The 20,016-nt window shown below is 35.9% G+C and carries 3 protein-coding genes; all 3 read right to left on the bottom strand.

All coding sequences use genetic code 11. The features are described from left to right. Positions 1-35: 35 nt before the first annotated feature. The gene (gene rluF, locus AC3VJB_RS02860) at positions 36-872 is read right to left on the bottom strand and encodes a 23S rRNA pseudouridine(2604) synthase RluF (RefSeq protein WP_437824391.1); all 837 of its coding nucleotides are present in this window, start codon (positions 870-872) and stop codon (positions 36-38) included. Between the two features lie 130 nt (positions 873-1,002). Then, positions 1,003-1,950, bottom strand: a complete 948-nt coding sequence (locus tag AC3VJB_RS02855) for a PorP/SprF family type IX secretion system membrane protein (protein ID WP_073183073.1) — start codon at positions 1,948-1,950, stop codon at positions 1,003-1,005. A gap of 6 nt (positions 1,951-1,956) precedes the next feature. Next, on the bottom strand, positions 1,957-20,007 hold the full coding sequence (locus AC3VJB_RS02850; RefSeq protein ID WP_497666730.1) for a T9SS type B sorting domain-containing protein: 18,051 nt from the start codon (positions 20,005-20,007) through the stop codon (positions 1,957-1,959). Positions 20,008-20,016: the final 9 nt, after the last annotated feature.

Here is a 20,016-nt window from a genome sequence, read left to right as displayed (position 1 = left end):
AAAGTAGATAGTTAAAAGTTTCTTATTACTAGTTTTTAACTTTTTCTTCTTCTTCCAAACTTGGATTTAAAACTTGCTTCCTTCTTTGGTTGTTTGTTATTTTGAGGAGAGGCTTTTTGATTCTTTTTTTCTGCTTCTTCGTATGTTTTTGACGAACCTGCTACGAGTTTATTAATTTCATCCATTTCTTTAGATGATAATTCACGCCACTCTCCTACTTTTAAACTTCCTAAAGTTACGTTCATAATACGTGTGCGTTTTAATTTCTTTACATCATATCCTAAGTATTCACACATACGTCTTATTTGACGATTTAAGCCTTGTACTAAAATTATTTTAAATGTGCTATCATTTATACGTTCTACCTTGCATTTCTTTGTTACAGTTCCTAAAATAGGAATTCCATTACTCATTCTTTTTATAAAGCGCTCATCAAAAGGTTTGTTTACCGTAACAATGTATTCTTTTTCGTGGTTATTCCCTGCTCGTAATATTTTGTTTACAATATCTCCATCATTGGTTAAAAAAATTAATCCTTCTGAAGGTTTATCTAAGCGACCAATAGGAAATAGTCGTTGTGGATGCCCCACAAATTTCACGATATTTTTACGTTCTTTACTATCAGTAGTACAAACAATGCCTTTAGGTTTGTTTAATGCTATATGTATCGTTTTGGGTTTTGCTTTTAATGGTTTTCCATCAATTTTTACCACATCTCCTTCATGAACTCTGTTTCCTAACTGGGTAGGGTTTCCATTTATGGTAACTCTTCCTTCCGTAATAAAGCGTTCTGCTTCACGACGTGAACAAATACCTGTACTACTAATGTACTTGTTAAGATTTATTGATGTATCGTTATTATTGTTTTCCATGTAATCAAAAAAAAGACAGTCTCAAAAGTACTAAATATTGTCATTTCACGAATTAAGAGAATCAGATTTCTCGACTTCGCTCGAAATGACATACTTTCGAGACTGTCTTGTATGTTTTAGATTTTATCTTTTAAAACATGATCATTTTTTGTGTACAACGCGCTAAACTTGGCCTTCTTTCATAATCAAACCCAAGTGTAATCATGTGTGTTCCGTAATTATAATCTTGTGTTTTATTCATATTGATACTAAAACCATACGACATGTAAAGATTATTTTTCTTTAAACCAAGTAATGGTGCAATAGCATTTGGTTGAAAAAACTGGTCATTTAAGAACGTATAACTTAAACCAGCCCAAACATATCCATCTCTAATTCCTCTTCTTGCTTTAATATTCATATCTGTTCTAGAGCGTTTATCGGCTTCTCTATACTCTACTAGCATTGATGGCTCTAACTCAAAGTTTCTGCTTAATTTCGTAAAGGTGTAAGATGTAAAAAGCACATACTTTCTTAGTACTTCTGGTTCACCAGTTTGAAAATCCTCTATCTCTTTATTTAAGATGTTCATAATGTTTGCACTAATACTAAATCGTTCGTAACGATATAACAAACCTACATCAAAGTTTGAATTGTTTAAAGTTCTGTTTGATACTGTTTGTCCTGAGTTATTTTCTGATGTATCAATACCAAATTGCGTAAAGCTATAACTTAAAGCAAACGATAGAAAACTATCATGAAAGTCACTTAATGTTAAGTGACTTGCAAATGACAATTTTGCTCCTTTTTGAGTGGTATACCCGTTTTTATCATTAAATAACGTGATTCCTCCACCAAAAGTATCTGCGATACGTGCTTCAACTGTTAATGATTGTGTATCGGGTGCGTCTTTAACTCCAATCCACTGGCTTACTCCATTTAATCTAACCTGTAAACCTGTTCCTATACCTGCATAGGTTGGGGAAATTAAAAATGGATTGTCTGCCAAATGACTTACATATTGGGGTAATTCTACTTCTTGTGCAGCAAGTTTTACACTACTAAATACTACACTTAAAATTATTACTATTTTTCTCATTTCTTTTTATCTATATAGTGTAAAGTGTCCCATTATTTTCTTCTCTTGACCTGATAACTCTTTAAAGTAAATAGTATACCAATAATCTCCTGATGGTAATGGTGTACCTTCATAAGTACCATCCCATCCTTCTACAGAACCTTTAAACTCGGCAATGTTACGTGCATATCTGTCGTAAATAAACACTTGAATATCATGATATTCTTCTACTTCACGAGGGTACCAATAATCATTTGTTCCATCTCCGTCTGGAGTAAATAAGTTTGGAACGAAAATAGTAATATACTCTCCTCTTATAGTTACTGTTTCCTCACAGCCTCTAGCATCTCTTACCGTAATAGTGTAATCTTTTGTTTGTAAGATTAAGAACTCATTATCTGATCCAAAATCACCTCCATCTACACTATACTCATAAGGTGGTAATCCAAAATCTGCATTGGCTATTAAAGTATTCTTAACCGAATCATCAATATCTAAGGTTAATGCTTGAATATCTTCAATACTAATTGGACTACTAGTAGAACTTTCAGAACATGAAGTTATTGTATGTGTTGCTGTAACATAGTATCCTGTTCCTGCTGGTACATCAATAAATTCTCCTGTATTATTTGTTACTACAGGGTTTCCTATTCCGTCATATAATGTGTAAGACATATTAGCTCTATATGCTTCATCAACTATTGCTTTAATAATATTTCCTACCTCACAGGTATATGCAAAATCAACTGTTAATTGTAAATCTACTGGTTCAGCCGTAGTTACTCTAATTGGGTCTGCAACATTACAACCTGCTTCATCTCTTACTGTAATGTAGTAAGACGTACCTGCTTGGATGTTTTCTGCTGCTCCTAACACAATTGTATTCGTTGTATATGGTGTAGGTTGTTCTATATTATTAATACTTACGTAGTAAGGTTGTGTTCCTCCTTGTACATCTAACTCTATTGTTGGAGTTGCATTATTAATACAAGTTTGTTCTGTAACTCCTACCAATGTTGCTGTAAATTGTTGTGGTTGATCAATAACTACATCAATAGTATCAATACATCCAACCTTATCTTTAACAGTAATGGTATACGTACCTGCTGTTAAGTTTCTGAACACATTATCGGTAACAAATTTATTTGTTGGGTCTGTACTAATATTGTATTCATATCCTGTTAAGTTTCCTCCTGAGGCTAATACTGTAATAGTACCATCATTTCCTCCAAAACAACTTACATCTGTATGGTTTTCAGCAACTACTAAAGGTTCTGGTTCTACAATAGGATGTGGTGCAGTATCTTCTGTACATACTTCTCCAAATCTGTTGGTACTTCTTACTCTAATTTTATATGTACCAACATCTAAACCTCCAAAAGTATTTGATGTTGTCCATGTTCCATCAATCGGATTATTACTACCATCTAACAGTTGGTATTCGTAATTACCGAAACCGCCTGCTACAGTTGCTGATAACACTCCATTAGCATCTCCATTACAGGTAACAAATCCTGAATCAACTACTAAAGTTGGTACTAAAGGTTCGTATGCATTGACTGTTACTACAACTGTATCTTCACAATTATTATCATCACGTACATAGAATGTTTGAGAACCTGGACTTACGTTTGTAAACGTATTGTCAGGACCAAAATTCACTCCATCGCTACTATATTCATAAACGCCTGTGCCTCCTATTGCACTCACTACTACGGTTGCATAACGGTTATTACAAGTTATATCTGCAGTGATATTTGCCGAAGCTTCTACTTCTGAAGGATCAATTATATCCACCTGCTCTGTATACGTACAGCTATATTTATTATCTCTAACAGTTAATGTGTAATTAGTACCCGCTGGTAAATTGCTAAATGTATTTGATAACTGTTCTACTTGCGTTACTCCGTCAGGATAGGTTAAAATATAACTATAACTTACAGTTGCATCTTGTGTTTGACCTCCTGTTACATTAGTTATTTGAATGGTTGCCGTTCTTTCTCCTTCACATAAGTTTGGAGTAACAGTTACATCTGCTGCCATATTTGTAGTTGGCTGTAATGTAAATGTAAATGTTTCTTCACACCCTGTAACATCTCTAACTGTTGCTGTATAATTACCTGCTATTAACCCAGTAATTCTTCTATTACTATCAAAATTTTGAACTGGTGTAGCTGGTGCTGCATCATTTACTAATTGATACTCATACGGTGCCCAACCTCCTTGAGCTTCTAACAAGATTTCTCCAGAATCAGTAACATTACAATTAATATACGTTGGTGTGCCTGTTAATGCTAATGCGTTTGCTGGTTCTTCAATTATAAAGTTTTCACTTTGTGCTTCACAGAATGGTGTATTCGTCATACTTACAACCACATAATATTCACCTGCTACTAAATTAGTAGTAATTGTTTCTGGAGTACCTCCTGTACCATTTCCTGATGTAATAGCAGTTGGGTTACCTACTTCAAATACTTCATAAGTATAAACATCTGTATATGGTGGTGTAGCTGCACTAAGATTTATTGTTGCACTTCCTGTACCACCAAAACAAGCTCTTTGAACATTACTTACTAATATATCAAAGGTAGGTTCTGGTTCTACCGTGTGATATACTTCTAAAGTACATCCTGTTGCTGCATTGTATATCTCAATTGTGTAATCATCAACCGGTACGTTATTAAATACTGCTGCATCTGCATCTGATACCACATTTAATGTTCGTGTATAAGGAGTAGCTCCTGTTCCTGTTATTGTATACTGAATATTTGGTAATGCTGGCACTACTTTTACAGTGATATTCTCTCCTGTATTACAGTCTGTATCTTTAATTACATCGATATCTGCTGCTGTCATTGGAGTAAATGGAGCTATCCTTACTACTCTAGATACAAAACAATCTGTATTTTCATCATATACTTTTACTGTATAATCTCCTCCAGCTAAATTAGTTGATATATATGTAAAGTTACTATCGTCTTGTAATACATCACCTGTTGCATTATCTTCAAACACAACTCGAACATAGTTTCCTGTTCCTCCTATAATCGCTGCCTTATCAACTGTAATTATAGCATTGTTTGTTGTATTAGTTCCTGCCGTACAAGCAAACTGTGTTACAGTAATGGCGTTTGAAATATCAATAATATCATTTTGATTAATACTTACAGTTACATCTGTTGTACATCCATTTACTCCGGTAGCTGTAACTATATAGTCATCTTCTGGTAAGTTCGCAAATACCGTATCACTTCCTGTTAAAACAGCATTATATGTTCCTGATACATTATTAATCTCATAACTTAATGGTAAAATACCATTATCTACTGGTGAAACTGTAACTTCTCCTGTTGATGTTCCAAAACAAATATCTGTTACTGTAGCTACTGCCGTGAAATTAGGAGTTTCAGCATCTTCAATTTCAATAGTTTTAACTACTGAACATTCTGGTGTTGCTCCTGTATCGTAAACTGTTACGGTATATACTCCTGCTACCGTAGGATTCAGCGTTAATGTTGTACCTGCTAAATTCGTTCTTCCTACTGCTATACTTGGTCCTGTAACTTCATAAGCATAACTACTAGATCCTGAAGTTACTTCTAATGCTACAGTTGCTGCCATTGGTGCATTACATGTTAACTTCTTAGTCTCTGTTAATGTAAATACTAAATCTGGTGTTATTGTAATATTTGATGTATTTGTTACAGTACCTACACATCCATTAGAATCTACTACATTTACTGTATAAGCATCTGCTGCTAAATTGGTAAATGTATAGTTTGCAGCATTCAGTATTTGCGTTTCTACTACTCCACTTCCGTTAGATAATGTATAAGTATATGTACCTGTACCTCCTGTTGCTGTTACTGATATACTTCCTCCTACTGTGGTATCACATGAATTGTCATTTTCAGTTACAGTAAATCTTACCTCTGCTGGATTTGCTATGACTACTTGATCAGTTGACTCACAATATAATCCGACAGCACCATTTTTATCTCGTACTACTACTGTATAATCTCCTGCTGGTAAGTTCGTAAAGATATTGTTTGAACTAAACGTGTTACCTGCATAAGCAACTCCTGGGGTAGCTGTTTCTTCTAATTGGTACACATAATCTCCCCAACCTCCTGATCCGGTGGCTGTAATAGTAGCATCTGAACCATTGTAACAGCTTACTACTGGATTGGTAACTCCTGTTACTGATAATGAATCTGCTGGCTCTGCAATGGTAAAGTTTGCACTTTGTGCTTCACAGAATGGACTGTTAGTTCCCATATCTATTCGTACATAGTACTCTCCTGCTACCAATCCTGTGATTGTTTCTGGTGTACCTGCTGTTCCTGTTCCTGTCACTGCCGTTGCTGTACCTGTGGTAGCATCGTAAACAATATAACTATAACCACTTGTGTATGGTGGGGTACTTGGTACAAAACTTAAGACAGCACTTCCATTATTATCTCCTTTACAATCTACATCATCTACATTGGTTATTAAAATATCAAAGGTAGGTTCTGCTTCTACTGTGTGATACTCTGTATATATACAATTGGTATCTCTATTTTCTAACTCTACTCTATAAGTTCCTGTTGCTAATAATGTTGTAAAATCTCCATCTGTATTAGTTCTAGTTTCTAATAGAGCATTCGTATCATCATACAATCTAAATTCAAAATTTGCTAATGCTCCTCCTGTATTTATAGTATAGGTAGCCTCTATATCTTCTCCCTCATTACAATCAATAGTTCTTTGTGGACTAATTGTTACACCTGTAATTGCTACATAAGCATCAATAGTAGTGTTTTCTACTCCTGAACATCCTTTATCGTCGTAAACAGTAATTTGTACTGGACCCCCTGAGGTATTCGTTGTACTAAAACTTGTACTCGGACCGTCTTGGGTTATTGGACCGCTTCCATCTGCTGGCGTATAAACAAATACATAACGTGTATAATTTGTTGAACCTCCTACTGTTCCTGCTGGAATAGTTACCGTAGCAACATCTACAGTGTTACCTGTACTACATCCAAATTGTTCTACAACTGGTGTACTCGGTACTATTGGAGCGTATTCATCTATTACAATATCTGTAACGGTGAAAGTACATCCATTCGTTCCTTCTCCTGTAACGGAGTATGTTCCTGGTGGTAAATCTGTTATTACATTTCCTGTAATCGTTCCTGCTGCAGGAATTATACTATAATTTAATGGTAAAATTCCATTGTCTACTGCCGTTAAAGTAATTCTACCCGAATTATCTCCTGAACATAAACTAGCCTCGGCAGACGCCGTGAAACTAGGAATTTCCGCATCTTGAATTTCAATAGTTTTAACTACTGAACATTCTGGTGTTGCTCCTGTATCGTAAACTGTTACGGTATATACTCCTGCTACCGTAGGATTCAGCGTTAATGTTGTACCTGCTAAATTCGTTCTTCCTACTGCTATACTTGGTCCTGCAACTTCATAAGCATAACTACCAGAGCCTGAAGTTACTTCTAATGCTACAGTTGCTGCCATTGGTGCATTACATGTTAACTTCTTAGTCTCTGTTAATGTAAATACTAAATCTGGTGTTATTGTAACATCCGTTGGGGTACCTTCTGTACATCCATTTGAATCTACAACATTTACTGTATAAGCATCTGCTGCTAAATTGGTAAATGTATAATTTGCAGCATTCAGTATTTGCGTTTCTACTACTCCGCTTCCGTTAGATAATGTATAAGTATATGTACCTGTACCTCCTGTTGCTGTTACTGATATACTTCCTCCTATTGAAGAATCGCATGAATTGTCATTCTCAGTTACTGTAAATGTTACCTCTGCTGGATTTGCTATAATTACTTGATCAGTTGACTCACAATATAATCCGACAGCACCATTTTTATCTCGTACTACTACTGTATAATCTCCTGCTGGTAAGTTCGTAAAGATATTGTTTGAACTAAACGTGTTACCTGCATAAGCAACTCCTGGGGTAGCTGTTTCTTCTAATTGGTACACATAATCTCCCCAACCTCCTGATCCGGTGGCTGTAATAGTAGCATCTGAACCATTGTAACAGCTTACTACTGGATTGGTAACTCCTGTTACTGATAATGAATCTGCTGGCTCTGCAATGGTAAAGTTTGCACTTTGTGCTTCACAGAATGGACTGTTAGTTCCCATATCTATTCGTACATAGTACTCTCCTGCTACCAATCCTGTGATTGTTTCTGGTGTACCTGCTGTTCCTGTTCCTGTCACTGCCGTTGCTGTACCTGTGGTAGCATCGTAAACAATATAACTATAACCACTTGTGTATGGTGGGGTACTTGGTACAAAACTTAAGACAGCACTTCCATTATTATCTCCTTTACAATCTACATCATCTACATTGGTTATTAAAATATCAAAGGTAGGTTCTGCTTCTACTGTGTGATACTCTGTATATATACAATTGGTATCTCTATTTTCTAACTCTACTCTATAAGTTCCTGTTGCTAATAATGTTGTAAAATCTCCATCTGTATTAGTTCTAGTTTCTAATAGAGCATTCGTATCATCATACAATCTAAATTCAAAATTTGCTAATGCTCCTCCTGTATTTATAGTATAGGTAGCCTCTATATCTTCTCCCTCATTACAATCAATAGTTCTTTGTGGACTAATTGTTACACCTGTAATTGCTACATAAGCATCAATAGTAGTGTTTTCTACTCCTGAACATCCTTTATCGTCGTAAACAGTAATTTGTACTGGACCCCCTGAGGTATTCGTTGTACTAAAACTTGTACTCGGACCGTCTTGGGTTATTGGACCGCTTCCATCTGCTGGCGTATAAACAAATACATAACGTGTATAATTTGTTGAACCTCCTACTGTTCCTGCTGGAATAGTTACCGTAGCAACATCTACAGTGTTACCTGTACTACATCCAAATTGTTCTACAACTGGTGTACTCGGTACTATTGGAGCGTATTCATCTATTACAATATCTGTAACGGTGAAAGTACATCCATTCGTTCCTTCTCCTGTAACGGAGTATGTTCCTGGTGGTAAATCTGTTATTACATTTCCTGTAATCGTTCCTGCTGCTGGAGCTATACTATACGTTAATGGTAAAATACCATTATCTACAGCTGTTAAAGTAATTCTACCAGAATCATCTCCTGAACATAAACTAGCCTCGGCTAATGCTGTGAAACTAGGAATTTCAGCATCTTCAATTTCAATAGTTTGTGTACCTGTAGTACATCCTGTATTTATATCCGTAACTGATACTGTATATGTTCCTGGAGCCAAACTAATAATTGCTGTAGTGCTACCTGCTGGGATAGCTACTGGAGCCCCTCCATCAACCGAATAAGTATAGTTTGCTGTGAAAGTTGCTGTATTGTGTGAACCGCTATTAATTGTAAGAGTAGCTTCTCCATTTAAAACACACTCTGCATTTTTTGTAGGTACCACATCAAATGTAACATTTTCGTGTACTATTACTGTTGTTGGTACACTTTCACAACCTGTAGCGTCTCTTACTACAATATCATAACTACCTGGGGTTACATTATTTTGTGTAAAAGTTGTGTTAGTTGTTTCTGTACCAAAGGTAGCTCCCCCATTTAATGAATATTGGTAAGGTGCTACACCAGTAGTAACTGTTGCTGTAATCGTTTTATTTGCAGGACAACTATCTGCTACTGCTGTGACTGTTGGTAATTGTGCTACATTTAAAGTTACTGTACCTAAATTAGCAGTACACGCTCCTGTTCCATTACTATCTTCAACTTCTACCGTAACATCTACAGATGTTATACTAGTAGGTGCTGTTACTGTAATTTCATTACCTGTAACTGTTGCTGTTGCAGTCGCTTCAGATAAAGTTACGTTATAAGTATAAGGTGCAAACCCTCCTAAAACATTTTCTACTCTTATCTTCCCTGGAACGTTACATGTAATATCATTTAATTTATTCAAATTACCTGTTATAGGCTGACCTTCTTTAATAGTTACATCTAAACTACCAAATTCACAAACAGGTGGTCCTCCCGTTGTATTGCTAAGCATAATATAATATACTCCTGAAGGTAACCCAGTTGCCACAATAGGGGCAAAACCTGTTTGTGGAACATTCGTATATGCAGGTAAAGCTGTACCTGCGTTAGTTACTGGGTCTCTTTCATACAATGTCCAAGTAAAATTACTGTTTAAATCTGTACTTGTATTATCTATCTCAAATGTAATTTGCCCATTAGAACTACCACTACATTGATTATTGTTAACTGTTGGTTTTATTGGTACTGAAGGTGTGAAGTCTTTATAAACATCTTCATTGTTCTGCTTAATACAGTCATCTGTTGTATCACTACCTGTGCCATTTGTATCTTTTACATAAAATACATACGTTAACCCAGGAGTTAGATTTTTAAATGTATACGTTCTATCTTGATCAGGTACTGGTGCTGGTGCTGGAGGTGCTGGACTATCAATGTCTGGATCAACCCAACCAGAAGGAGTTCCTATTGCAAACTGAAAAGGCCCTACTCCTCCAATTGCTTCCACAGTTACACTAAAACCTTCATTACAATTAGCAGGATCAGCAACTGGGTTTACGATTAAACCTTCAACTGGATAAGGAACTTCATATCTTCCAAAATTAAAAATACATCTTGTAGTAACACCATCTGCTTCTACAATCCTTATCGCTGGGTAAACTATTGTCCCTGAATCTATTCCTGTAAATGTAGGAGAAGATTGCCATGTTGCTCCGTCATCTTTACTAAACTCAACAGTATAAGGTGTTGGTACTGTAGGGTAATTAGTAAACTCAAAACCAAACAGGTTTTCATTTCCTAAAAAAGGTGTGCCGCACACAGGTAAAATTGAACTTAAATCGGCTGTTAAAGGTGGTAATTCTTCTAATGTAAAATCAAAAGTGTCCTCACACCCTAAAGCATCTGTAATTTTAATTTCATAAGTATCTACGGCTAAGTTATTGAAACTAAAATTAGTACCTGTGAAGTTGTCTAATCTATCTATTTCGGTATTTGAACTATCTTCAATGGTAATAGTATAAGGTCCTTGACCTCTATTTACTATTATTTCACCATCTACACTACCTCTATCTCCATTACATGTAGGGTTATTAGGTGTTGCTGTGATATCTACAGGCATAATATATGCTATTACAACATTTTCGATAACATAAGAACATGTTGAACTATCTCTTACATATACATCATAAGTGTTAGGTGCTAAATTAGTTATAGGGTTCGTGTTTGAAAAACCTGTTGTAGGTACTGGGTCTCCAGCTGTTACTACAGCATATTCGTAAGTTCCTGTTCCTGTACCTCCTGTAGCACTAATTGCTATTGATCCAGGTGTACAACTAGCGTTTGTGGGTGTTGCTGTTGCTTGTAACTGCGGATTAATAGTTATACTTTTAGTAGTAATACAACCCCTACCATCTTTTACATTAACTGTATAAGTATTTGGTGTTAGTCCTGTAAAAGTATATTCATCTGGTGTGGCTACATCTGGATTTTGCCATGGATTTCCATTAATGTTGTATTGATAATCTCCATTACCAACGGTGTTGCTCACTAAGATACTTCCACTTGTTCCATCAAAACATGTTGTTGTTACATCAAAATCTACTGTTTGCGATGGGTTTATTACTACAGTTACTGGTGATGAATCACAACCCAAACGATCTGTAGCTACTACTGTATAAATTCCTGCTGCTACATCTGTAAACTCTGTCGTAGTTGTTCCTATTGATGTTCCTCCATTATCAAATAACTCATAACTAAATGGTGCGCCATTTCCTCCGCTTCCGTTTGGTGTAATAGTAGCTCCTGTTGCTGGTACACAAGTAACCTCTTTTGTTACTGGTGCTACTACTGTTACTACACTTGGATCTGTTAAGGTTGCACTTACTGTTTGCTCACATGCTGCAATTCCTCCTACTGGACGAACTTCAATTGTATGTGTTCCTGATGTAAAGTTTGGTATAACAAATGGATTATTTCCTGAAGTACTTACCCAACCTGCTCCTATATTATATTCAAACTCAGTTGGTGTTGATGATGGAAAACTTGCTTCTACTTCTATACTTCCATTATTGTACCCTAAACATGTAGGATTTGTCGTGTTTATAACTGCTGCTGTAAATTCTTGATCTGCTGCTACTGTTACCAATACATCTTCTGTACAATTACTTCCATAATCTACAGTTACTGTATGAGCTCCAGCTGCTACATTATTAAAAATATTAGCATTTGCTCCTGTTTGTGCTGCAGCCCCATCTAAAGAATAAGTATAACTAGCATCAAATGGTGTTATGGTGATATTTCCTGTACCATCACAGTTATATACTACAGTACTTGCAAATGGTGGTACTGCTGGTAAATCTGCTATCGTTAAGGTGTCTAAAATTCTTTCACAGCCATTTGAATCTTCTACTTTTGTCTCATAATCTCCTGCTGGTAAATTAGATACTGTCGTCCCTGCTATTTGTGTATAAGCTCCTCCTCCTACTAATCTATAATAATAAATATAAGGTGCTGTTCCACCTGTTGGTGCTGTAAAACTTATCGTTCCTAAAATAGTGCCTGTAGGGCTACACATTAAGTCTGTTTTACTTGCTGAGCCTCCTGCTAATGCTGTTGGAACATTAATCGTTTCTGTTGATGTGGCTACTGGTGGACAACCGTTTGCATCACTTACTGTAATTTGATAAGTACCATCTCCTAATCCTGTAAAGCTGTAATTAACATCTGCTGATGGTCCTTGTACAAATGGACCTCCTGGTCCTGTAACTGTTACGGTATATGGTGAGGTTCCACTTCCTACAGTTACATTGATTGTTCCCGTATCTGTACTACAATTTGGTTGTGTTGATGTACTGCTTACGGTTGGTGCTGCTATTTGATTCACTGTTACTGTATCTGAATATTCACAGTAATTTGTTCCTCCATTTTTATCTCTTACATACACCGTATAAGTTCCTGCTGGTACTGCAATTGGACTAGAAGTGTACGAGGTTTGCACCCCTCCTGTTTCTACTATAAATTCATAATTACCGTCTCCTCCGTTTGGAGTAATTACTATTTGACCATCGTTACATGTTGCACTTACTGTTGTTATTGTTGCTGTTAACTGTGGTAAAATAGTTGCATCTTTTGCTGGAATTGTACAGCCTAATCCGTCTCTTACTTCAATACTGTAAGTACCATCTGTTAACCCTGTAAAAGTAAACTCATCTGGTGTAGCTACATTTGGGTTTTGCCAAATTCCTCCATCAATCCTAAATTGGTAATCATTATTACCCGATGTAACTTCTACACGAATCTCACCATTCCCACTTCCATCATAACATAATGTAGGTGTTAAATCAAAATCTACTGTTTGCGATGGGTTTATCATTACTGTTACTGGTGATGAATCACAACCCAAACGATCTGTAGCTACTACTGTATACGTTCCTGCTGCTACATCTGTAAACTCTGTCGTAGTTGTTCCTACTGATGTTCCTCCATTATCAAATAACTCATAACTAAATGGTGCGCCATTTCCTCCGCTTCCGTTTGGTGTAATAGTAGCTCCTGTTGCTGGTACACAAGTAACTTCTTTTGTTACTGGTGCTACTACTGTTACTACACTTGGATCTGTTAAGGTTGCACTTACTGTTTGCTCACATGCTGCAATTCCTCCTACTGGACGAACTTCAATTGTATGTGTTCCTGATGTAAAGTTTGGTATAACAAATGGATTATTTCCTGAAGTACTTACCCAACCTGCTCCTATATTATATTCAAACTCAGTTGGTGTTGATGATGGAAAACTTGCTTCTACTTCTATACTTCCATTATTGTACCCTAAACATGTAGGATTTGTCGTGTTTATAACTGCTGCTGTAAATTCTTGATCTGCTGCTACTGTTACCAATACATCTTCTGTACAATTACTTCCATAATCTACAGTTACGGTATGAGCTCCAGCTGCTACATTATTAAAAATATTAGCATTTGCTCCTGTTTGTGCTGCAGCTCCATCTAAAGAATAAGTATAACTAGCATCAAATGGTGTTATGGTGATATTTCCTGTACCATCACAGTTATATACTACAGTACTTGCAAATGGTGGTACTGCTGGTAAATCTGCTATCGTTAAGGTGTCTAAAATTCTTTCACAGCCATTTGAATCTTCTACTTTTGTCTCATAATCTCCTGCTGGTAAATTAGATACTGTTGTTCCTGCTATTTGTGTATAAGCTCCTCCTCCTACTAATCTATAATAATAAATGTAAGGTGCTGTTCCACCTGTTGGTGCTGTAAAACTTATCGTTCCTAAAATAGTGCCTGTAGGGCTACACATTAAGTCTGTTTTACTTGCTGAGCCTCCTGCTAATGCTGTTGGAACATTAATCGTTTCTGTTGATGTGGCTACTGGTGGACAACCGTTTGCATCACTTACTGTAATTTGATAAGTACCATCTCCTAATCCTGTAAAGCTGTAATTAACATCTGCTGATGGTCCTTGTACAAATGGACCTCCTGGTCCTGTAACTGTTACGGTATATGGTGAGGTTCCACTTCCTACAGTTACATTGATTGTTCCCGTATCTGTACTACAATTTGGTTGTGTTGATGTACTGCTTACGGTTGGTGCTGCTATTTGATTCACTGTTACTGTATCTGAATATTCACAGTAATTTGTTCCTCCATTTTTATCTCTTACATACACCGTATAAGTTCCTGCTGGTACTGCAATTGGACTAGAAGTGTACGAGGTTTGCACCCCTCCTGTTTCTACTATAAATTCATAATTACCGTCTCCTCCGTTTGGAGTAATTACTATTTGACCATCGTTACATGTTGCACTTACTGTTGTTATTGTTGCTGTTAACTGTGGTAAAATAGTTGCATCTTTTGCTGGAATTGTACAGCCTAATCCGTCTCTTACTTCAATACTGTAAGTACCATCTGTTAACCCTGTAAAAGTAAACTCATCTGGTGTAGCTACATTTGGGTTTTGCCAAATTCCTCCATCAATCCTAAATTGGTAATCATTATTACCCGATGTAACTTCTACACGAATCTCACCATTCCCACTTCCATCATAACATAATGTAGGTGTTAAATCAAAATCTACTGTATTTGGTTCTATAACAGGTACACTTACAGGTACACAAGTTGTACTCGCAATATTAATTTGTACGTCGTCTATAAAATTCCCTACAGTGCTATCGCCTCCTGCTGTTGATAATGCATCAAAAGCAATTATTGTGGTTGATTGCCCTACTGGAACGGTATAACTTCCTGTATAAACTTTCCAAGCGGTGTTATTTGTTTCCATAGTTTCAACAACTCCGGCTGTGGCTAAATCACCTCCTATTTTCACTGTTGCTCTATCTAAACCACTTCTTCCTCTATGCGCTACAGACCAAGTAATTATATCTCCTGGTTGTGTACAATACTCTTGGTATAAAGATGAAACTGTATTAGCATTTAATTCTGCAAAAGAATTACCTTCATGAGCAGTGACACCTTTAAATCCATTATGCCAAAGCTCTATTAAATTATCAGACGCCGTAGAGTCCCAACCAGGAATTTCATCTTCAATATACCATTTATATCTTGTTGCTGTTTCCGCAGGTCTTTCAAAACTTCCATTTTGGAATAGTTTAGCTGTACAACCACATTCGTTACAATTTCTACTATCTCTAATCATTACAATGTAATCGGTTGCTCTTGGTGGCACGTTGTTAAATACATTACTACTTTGCCAACTAGTACCTCCATCAATACTATATTCGTATGGAGGGATTCCTCCTGTAGCAGTAGCTGTAATAGTTCCTGTTGCAATATTACAAGTTACTTCTTGAGTTACCGATGCCGCTAAGGTTAATTCTTCTGGTTGCCCTATTGTAACATTACCTAAATCAATCACACAACTTGCCACTCCTCCGTCAGCTTCTCTTATAAACACATTATATGTTCCCGCTGCTAAACCTACAACTCTATAAGGGTTATCGGCTGTCATTGACCAAGTTGCTCCACCATTTGTCGAATACTCAAAACTTCCTCCTATAACGTTATTTGCTGATATTGTGATTGACCCATTATCTGAACCATAACACTCACTATCTGTGGAGCCTACGATACTTCCTGAAAATTCATTTCCTGCATTTACCCTAACTCTAATATCTTCTACACAACTACCTCCATAAGTTACTTCAGCGGTATACCCTCCTACTGGTACATTATTAAATACACCCGTAGTATTTGAGTTTCCGTTTAAAGTATAAGTATATGTTCCTGCAGGAGTAGCTGTTATTGTTACGTTTCCTGTACCATCACAATTATATACCACAGAACTTGTTACATTTGGTGCTGATGGTAAACCATTTATAGTTACATTATTTAAATCTATTATACATCCACTTGCGTCTATTGCTCTTGTGTTGTATGTTCCTGCAGGGAGCCCTGTTACTGGATTATTTGCTGCTAATGTATAAGTTGCAGCTGAACTTAACTTATAATAATATGTATAATTAGGAGTACCTCCTGTTGGTGCTGTATAGGTTATAGTACCAAAAGTAGTTCCTCCAGAGGTGTTACATTCTAAATCAGTTTTTGTAGCACTTCCTCCATTAAGTGGTGCTGGCTCATTTATTACTACATTAGGAATTTCATATAAACACTGATAAGAATTTTTTGATGCCCTTATGTAAATGGTATAAGTTCCATCATCTAAACTATCAAAAGTACCTGTAGTGTTCCATGTAGCATTATCAATGCTATATTCTACTGCATATCCTAAATTATCTCCATTAACACTAACATTAATAGTTCCATCTGTTAAACCATTACAAGTTACATCTGTTTCTGAATGAGTAAAAGCTAATTCTGGCTCTACAGTAATTTCTACCGGGTCTGAAATTGTATAACAGTTATTATCATCAATAACAATAAATCGATATATTCCTTCACTACCAACTGGCACATTGTAGGTGTATGGGTTTGTTGCTGGTGTTAAAAACGCAGTATTAGGAATGTCTGATGGGTTTGTATATAAATCTGTTCCCTGACTCGTCCATACAGCAAAATTATAATTATTACCTGACGATGTGTCTAATGTTCCTCCACTTGCAGTTAACTGAATAATTCCGTCTGAACTTCCTGATTCGCAAGTTATATCTTTAGTTTTTAATGCTGTAAGTAATAACTCATCTGGTTCATTAATAACAATCGTTTCTGTAGCGGTACACTGAGGTGTTGTAACTCTCACTGTGTAAGCCCCACCATCTGTAACATTAAAAGTAAAATCGTTATTAGCAGTTGGACCTTCTATTCCTACTACACTTCCACCTTGTAATAATTCATATGTATAATCTCCAGAAACATTATTTACTTGAACTCTTATTTGTGCTGAATCATTAAAACACTGCATAGGTGTTGTAATGACGTCCATATCTATGTCATTTTCCTGAATATTAATAGGAGGAAAAGTATATGTACATGAAGCAGCAGACGCACTGCTTACACGAATTGAAAGGTTATAGTTTCCTGCAGCTGTTAAATTTGAAAAAACATTACTATTTTGAAAAGGAGCATCATAACCTCCTGGACCTGTTAAACTGTATTGATAACCTGCTGGTATATTGTTTACAGTAATAGACCCATTGTTACCACATAAAATATCCTGTGTAATAAAGGTAGGATTTAAAGTTGCTTTGTACACATTGAAGTAGTAACTTTTAGGGCATCTTCCATCATATAAAACATCTAAACGATATTCTCCAGCATCTGCAAAGTTTCTAGAAAATTCTCCGCTTCCTACCTCATTCCATGTACAGCCCGTATTTATATTAGGACATCCTGATTCTGTTACATCGGTACAAGAAGATTCATCCAATTTAAACCATTGTATTGTTGTAGCTGAAGAGGTATCAAATGGTAAATTAATAGTTCTAGAACCACTATCACCACATAAGTAAACTTCAGCTAACTCTTCTCCATTACTTGCACAAGTTAATACTTGGTCTGCAAATGGTTGTAATGGATTTGGTTCTGAATTATATCCTACAACATGTATGGTTTCTTCAGCATTTATACATCCTGATGCTGCTGAGGCTATCTTATTAACTGTGTAAGTTCCTTCATTAGTTACATCAAAAGATGGTACTGTAGTAACTCCTAATAAAGCGCCTAAGGCATCTCTCCATTCGTATGATTCAAACCCTGCTCCAGCAGTTAATGTTATACTAGAACCACACATTACTTGTGTCGTTTCAAAAGAACATCCACTTGTATCAACTAAAAAGTTTGAAGTACCAACTATACCAAAATTACAATCATCTAATCCCGAAAAACTAGGCTCATTATTAATAACTACTCCTCCTCTAACTCCTTCGTATCTGGCAAAAGCTTGATTTCTAACTTCATTAGAACACACATCTCTTAATTGACTACAGTCTGTTACTACTTGAACGTGCATACGAATGTTATATAGTGCTCCACCTTCTAGTACCATATTATCTGGTACTGAGATTTCTAATTCGGCTCTATTATCAGTAGCTGTGCTTGGTGGTTTATATCCAGTAATTGATACTCCTGGTGGTAAATTTATATCGAAACGCTTTGTAGTTCCGTCTGGTAACGTTACTTCTGTACCGTTTGGTGCTGATACCTCTATCAAATCAACATTCTTGGGTAATCTATCAGTAATTACAGTATTTCTAGCATCATCTGTTCCTACATTTTGAAAGCTTATGTTGTAAAACAATTCACTCCCTAAACCTACAGGTGTACCTTGTATATCATTTCCACTAGCATCCTCTATTGTTTTTATTAGTTGTACTTTAGGCTCTATAATTTCAACCGTCATGGCATTTAAGAACGGAAAATAAGCATCTTGAGCTGTAGTAAATTTTACATCGATAGATGTTTGTCCATTAGCTATTATAGAGTTTGCTGGGTTATTAAGATTAAATAAATCTACATCAAACCCCAATGTATTGGTACTTCGTGGAGCTCTAGTATTAACAAAATTATTGAATTTCGTAATAGAACTATTAAAAAAATTGTTCTTTTGATTATTAGATCCTGTTGTTATTCCCTCATAGTTATTCGATTGGTTTAAAATTTCAAAACTATCTCCAGTATAAGGCTTATCACCCTCTAAAGCAGCTGTAAGTAACTGAACTCTAACAGGTCCTAAATTTTTAGTTGTAAAACCAGAAAAAGTTACATATGTATCTACATCTCCATCAATAGTAGAAAAACCGTCAAATAATGAAATGTTTTTACTTGATTCAGTATCGTTTTCATAAACAACTACCATTACCCAACCTGCTGATGAACCAAGTCTTTGTCCAACAGAATCTTGACCAAGAGTTGCTTTAACATTTGCTCCAAAATAATCTCCATTTGGGTTTCCAAGAGTTTGTACTAAAGACGTAACATCACTATAACATACATATGGCTTTTGAGTAGCTTCTCCATCATCATAAATTATAGTTCCAGTAATATCTTGATAAGGTTGTCCCGGTATTTTAAACTTCATAGTATTGAAGTCATTATCTCTGGTGTTTACTCCATAAGATTCTTCATTCCAATTGTCATAAGGATAAATAGCAGCCCAATACAATCCTGCATATACAATCCTTGAACAACTAGGTAGGTTAAGAGTTGACATACTTGATGAAAAGGTAGTGTTATTGCCTGGTATGCCCATTACATCATCAATATCAATATAGCCTAACTTAAAATCTGTATTAGCACTTCCTCCATAATTAAAGTCATCATTTGGGCCTATGAAACTATAATTATTATCATCTATGCTTAAAATATTATTACCTACGTATGTTATATTTCCTTTAACATTAATACCTCCAACTCCTAACCTGTTATTGAATGGTGTGTCTGACAACTTATTAGCTGTAGATTTCTCTTGATTTTTTTGTATTTTTTTAGCACTCTCCTTGAGTCTTTTTGATACTCTTGCATCTTCGAATAGACTAGATTTTTCTTGTGAAAAACCAACAAGTGCATATAATACAATTATTAGTAGGGTAATTATTCTCTTCATAATATCAAT

This window comes from Tenacibaculum sp. TB-53 (assembly GCF_059716285.2).
This window is presented reverse-complemented; position numbering and strand designations above follow the sequence as displayed.

Excerpts from the sequence above, each read along its gene's own strand:
- rluF (WP_437824391.1), bottom strand. The coding sequence starts at position 872 with ATGGAAAACAATAATAACGATACATCAATAAATCTTAACAAGTACATT.
- AC3VJB_RS02855 (WP_073183073.1), bottom strand. The coding sequence starts at position 1,950 with ATGAGAAAAATAGTAATAATTTTAAGTGTAGTATTTAGTAGTGTAAAA.
- AC3VJB_RS02850 (WP_497666730.1), bottom strand. The coding sequence starts at position 20,007 with ATGAAGAGAATAATTACCCTACTAATAATTGTATTATATGCACTTGTT.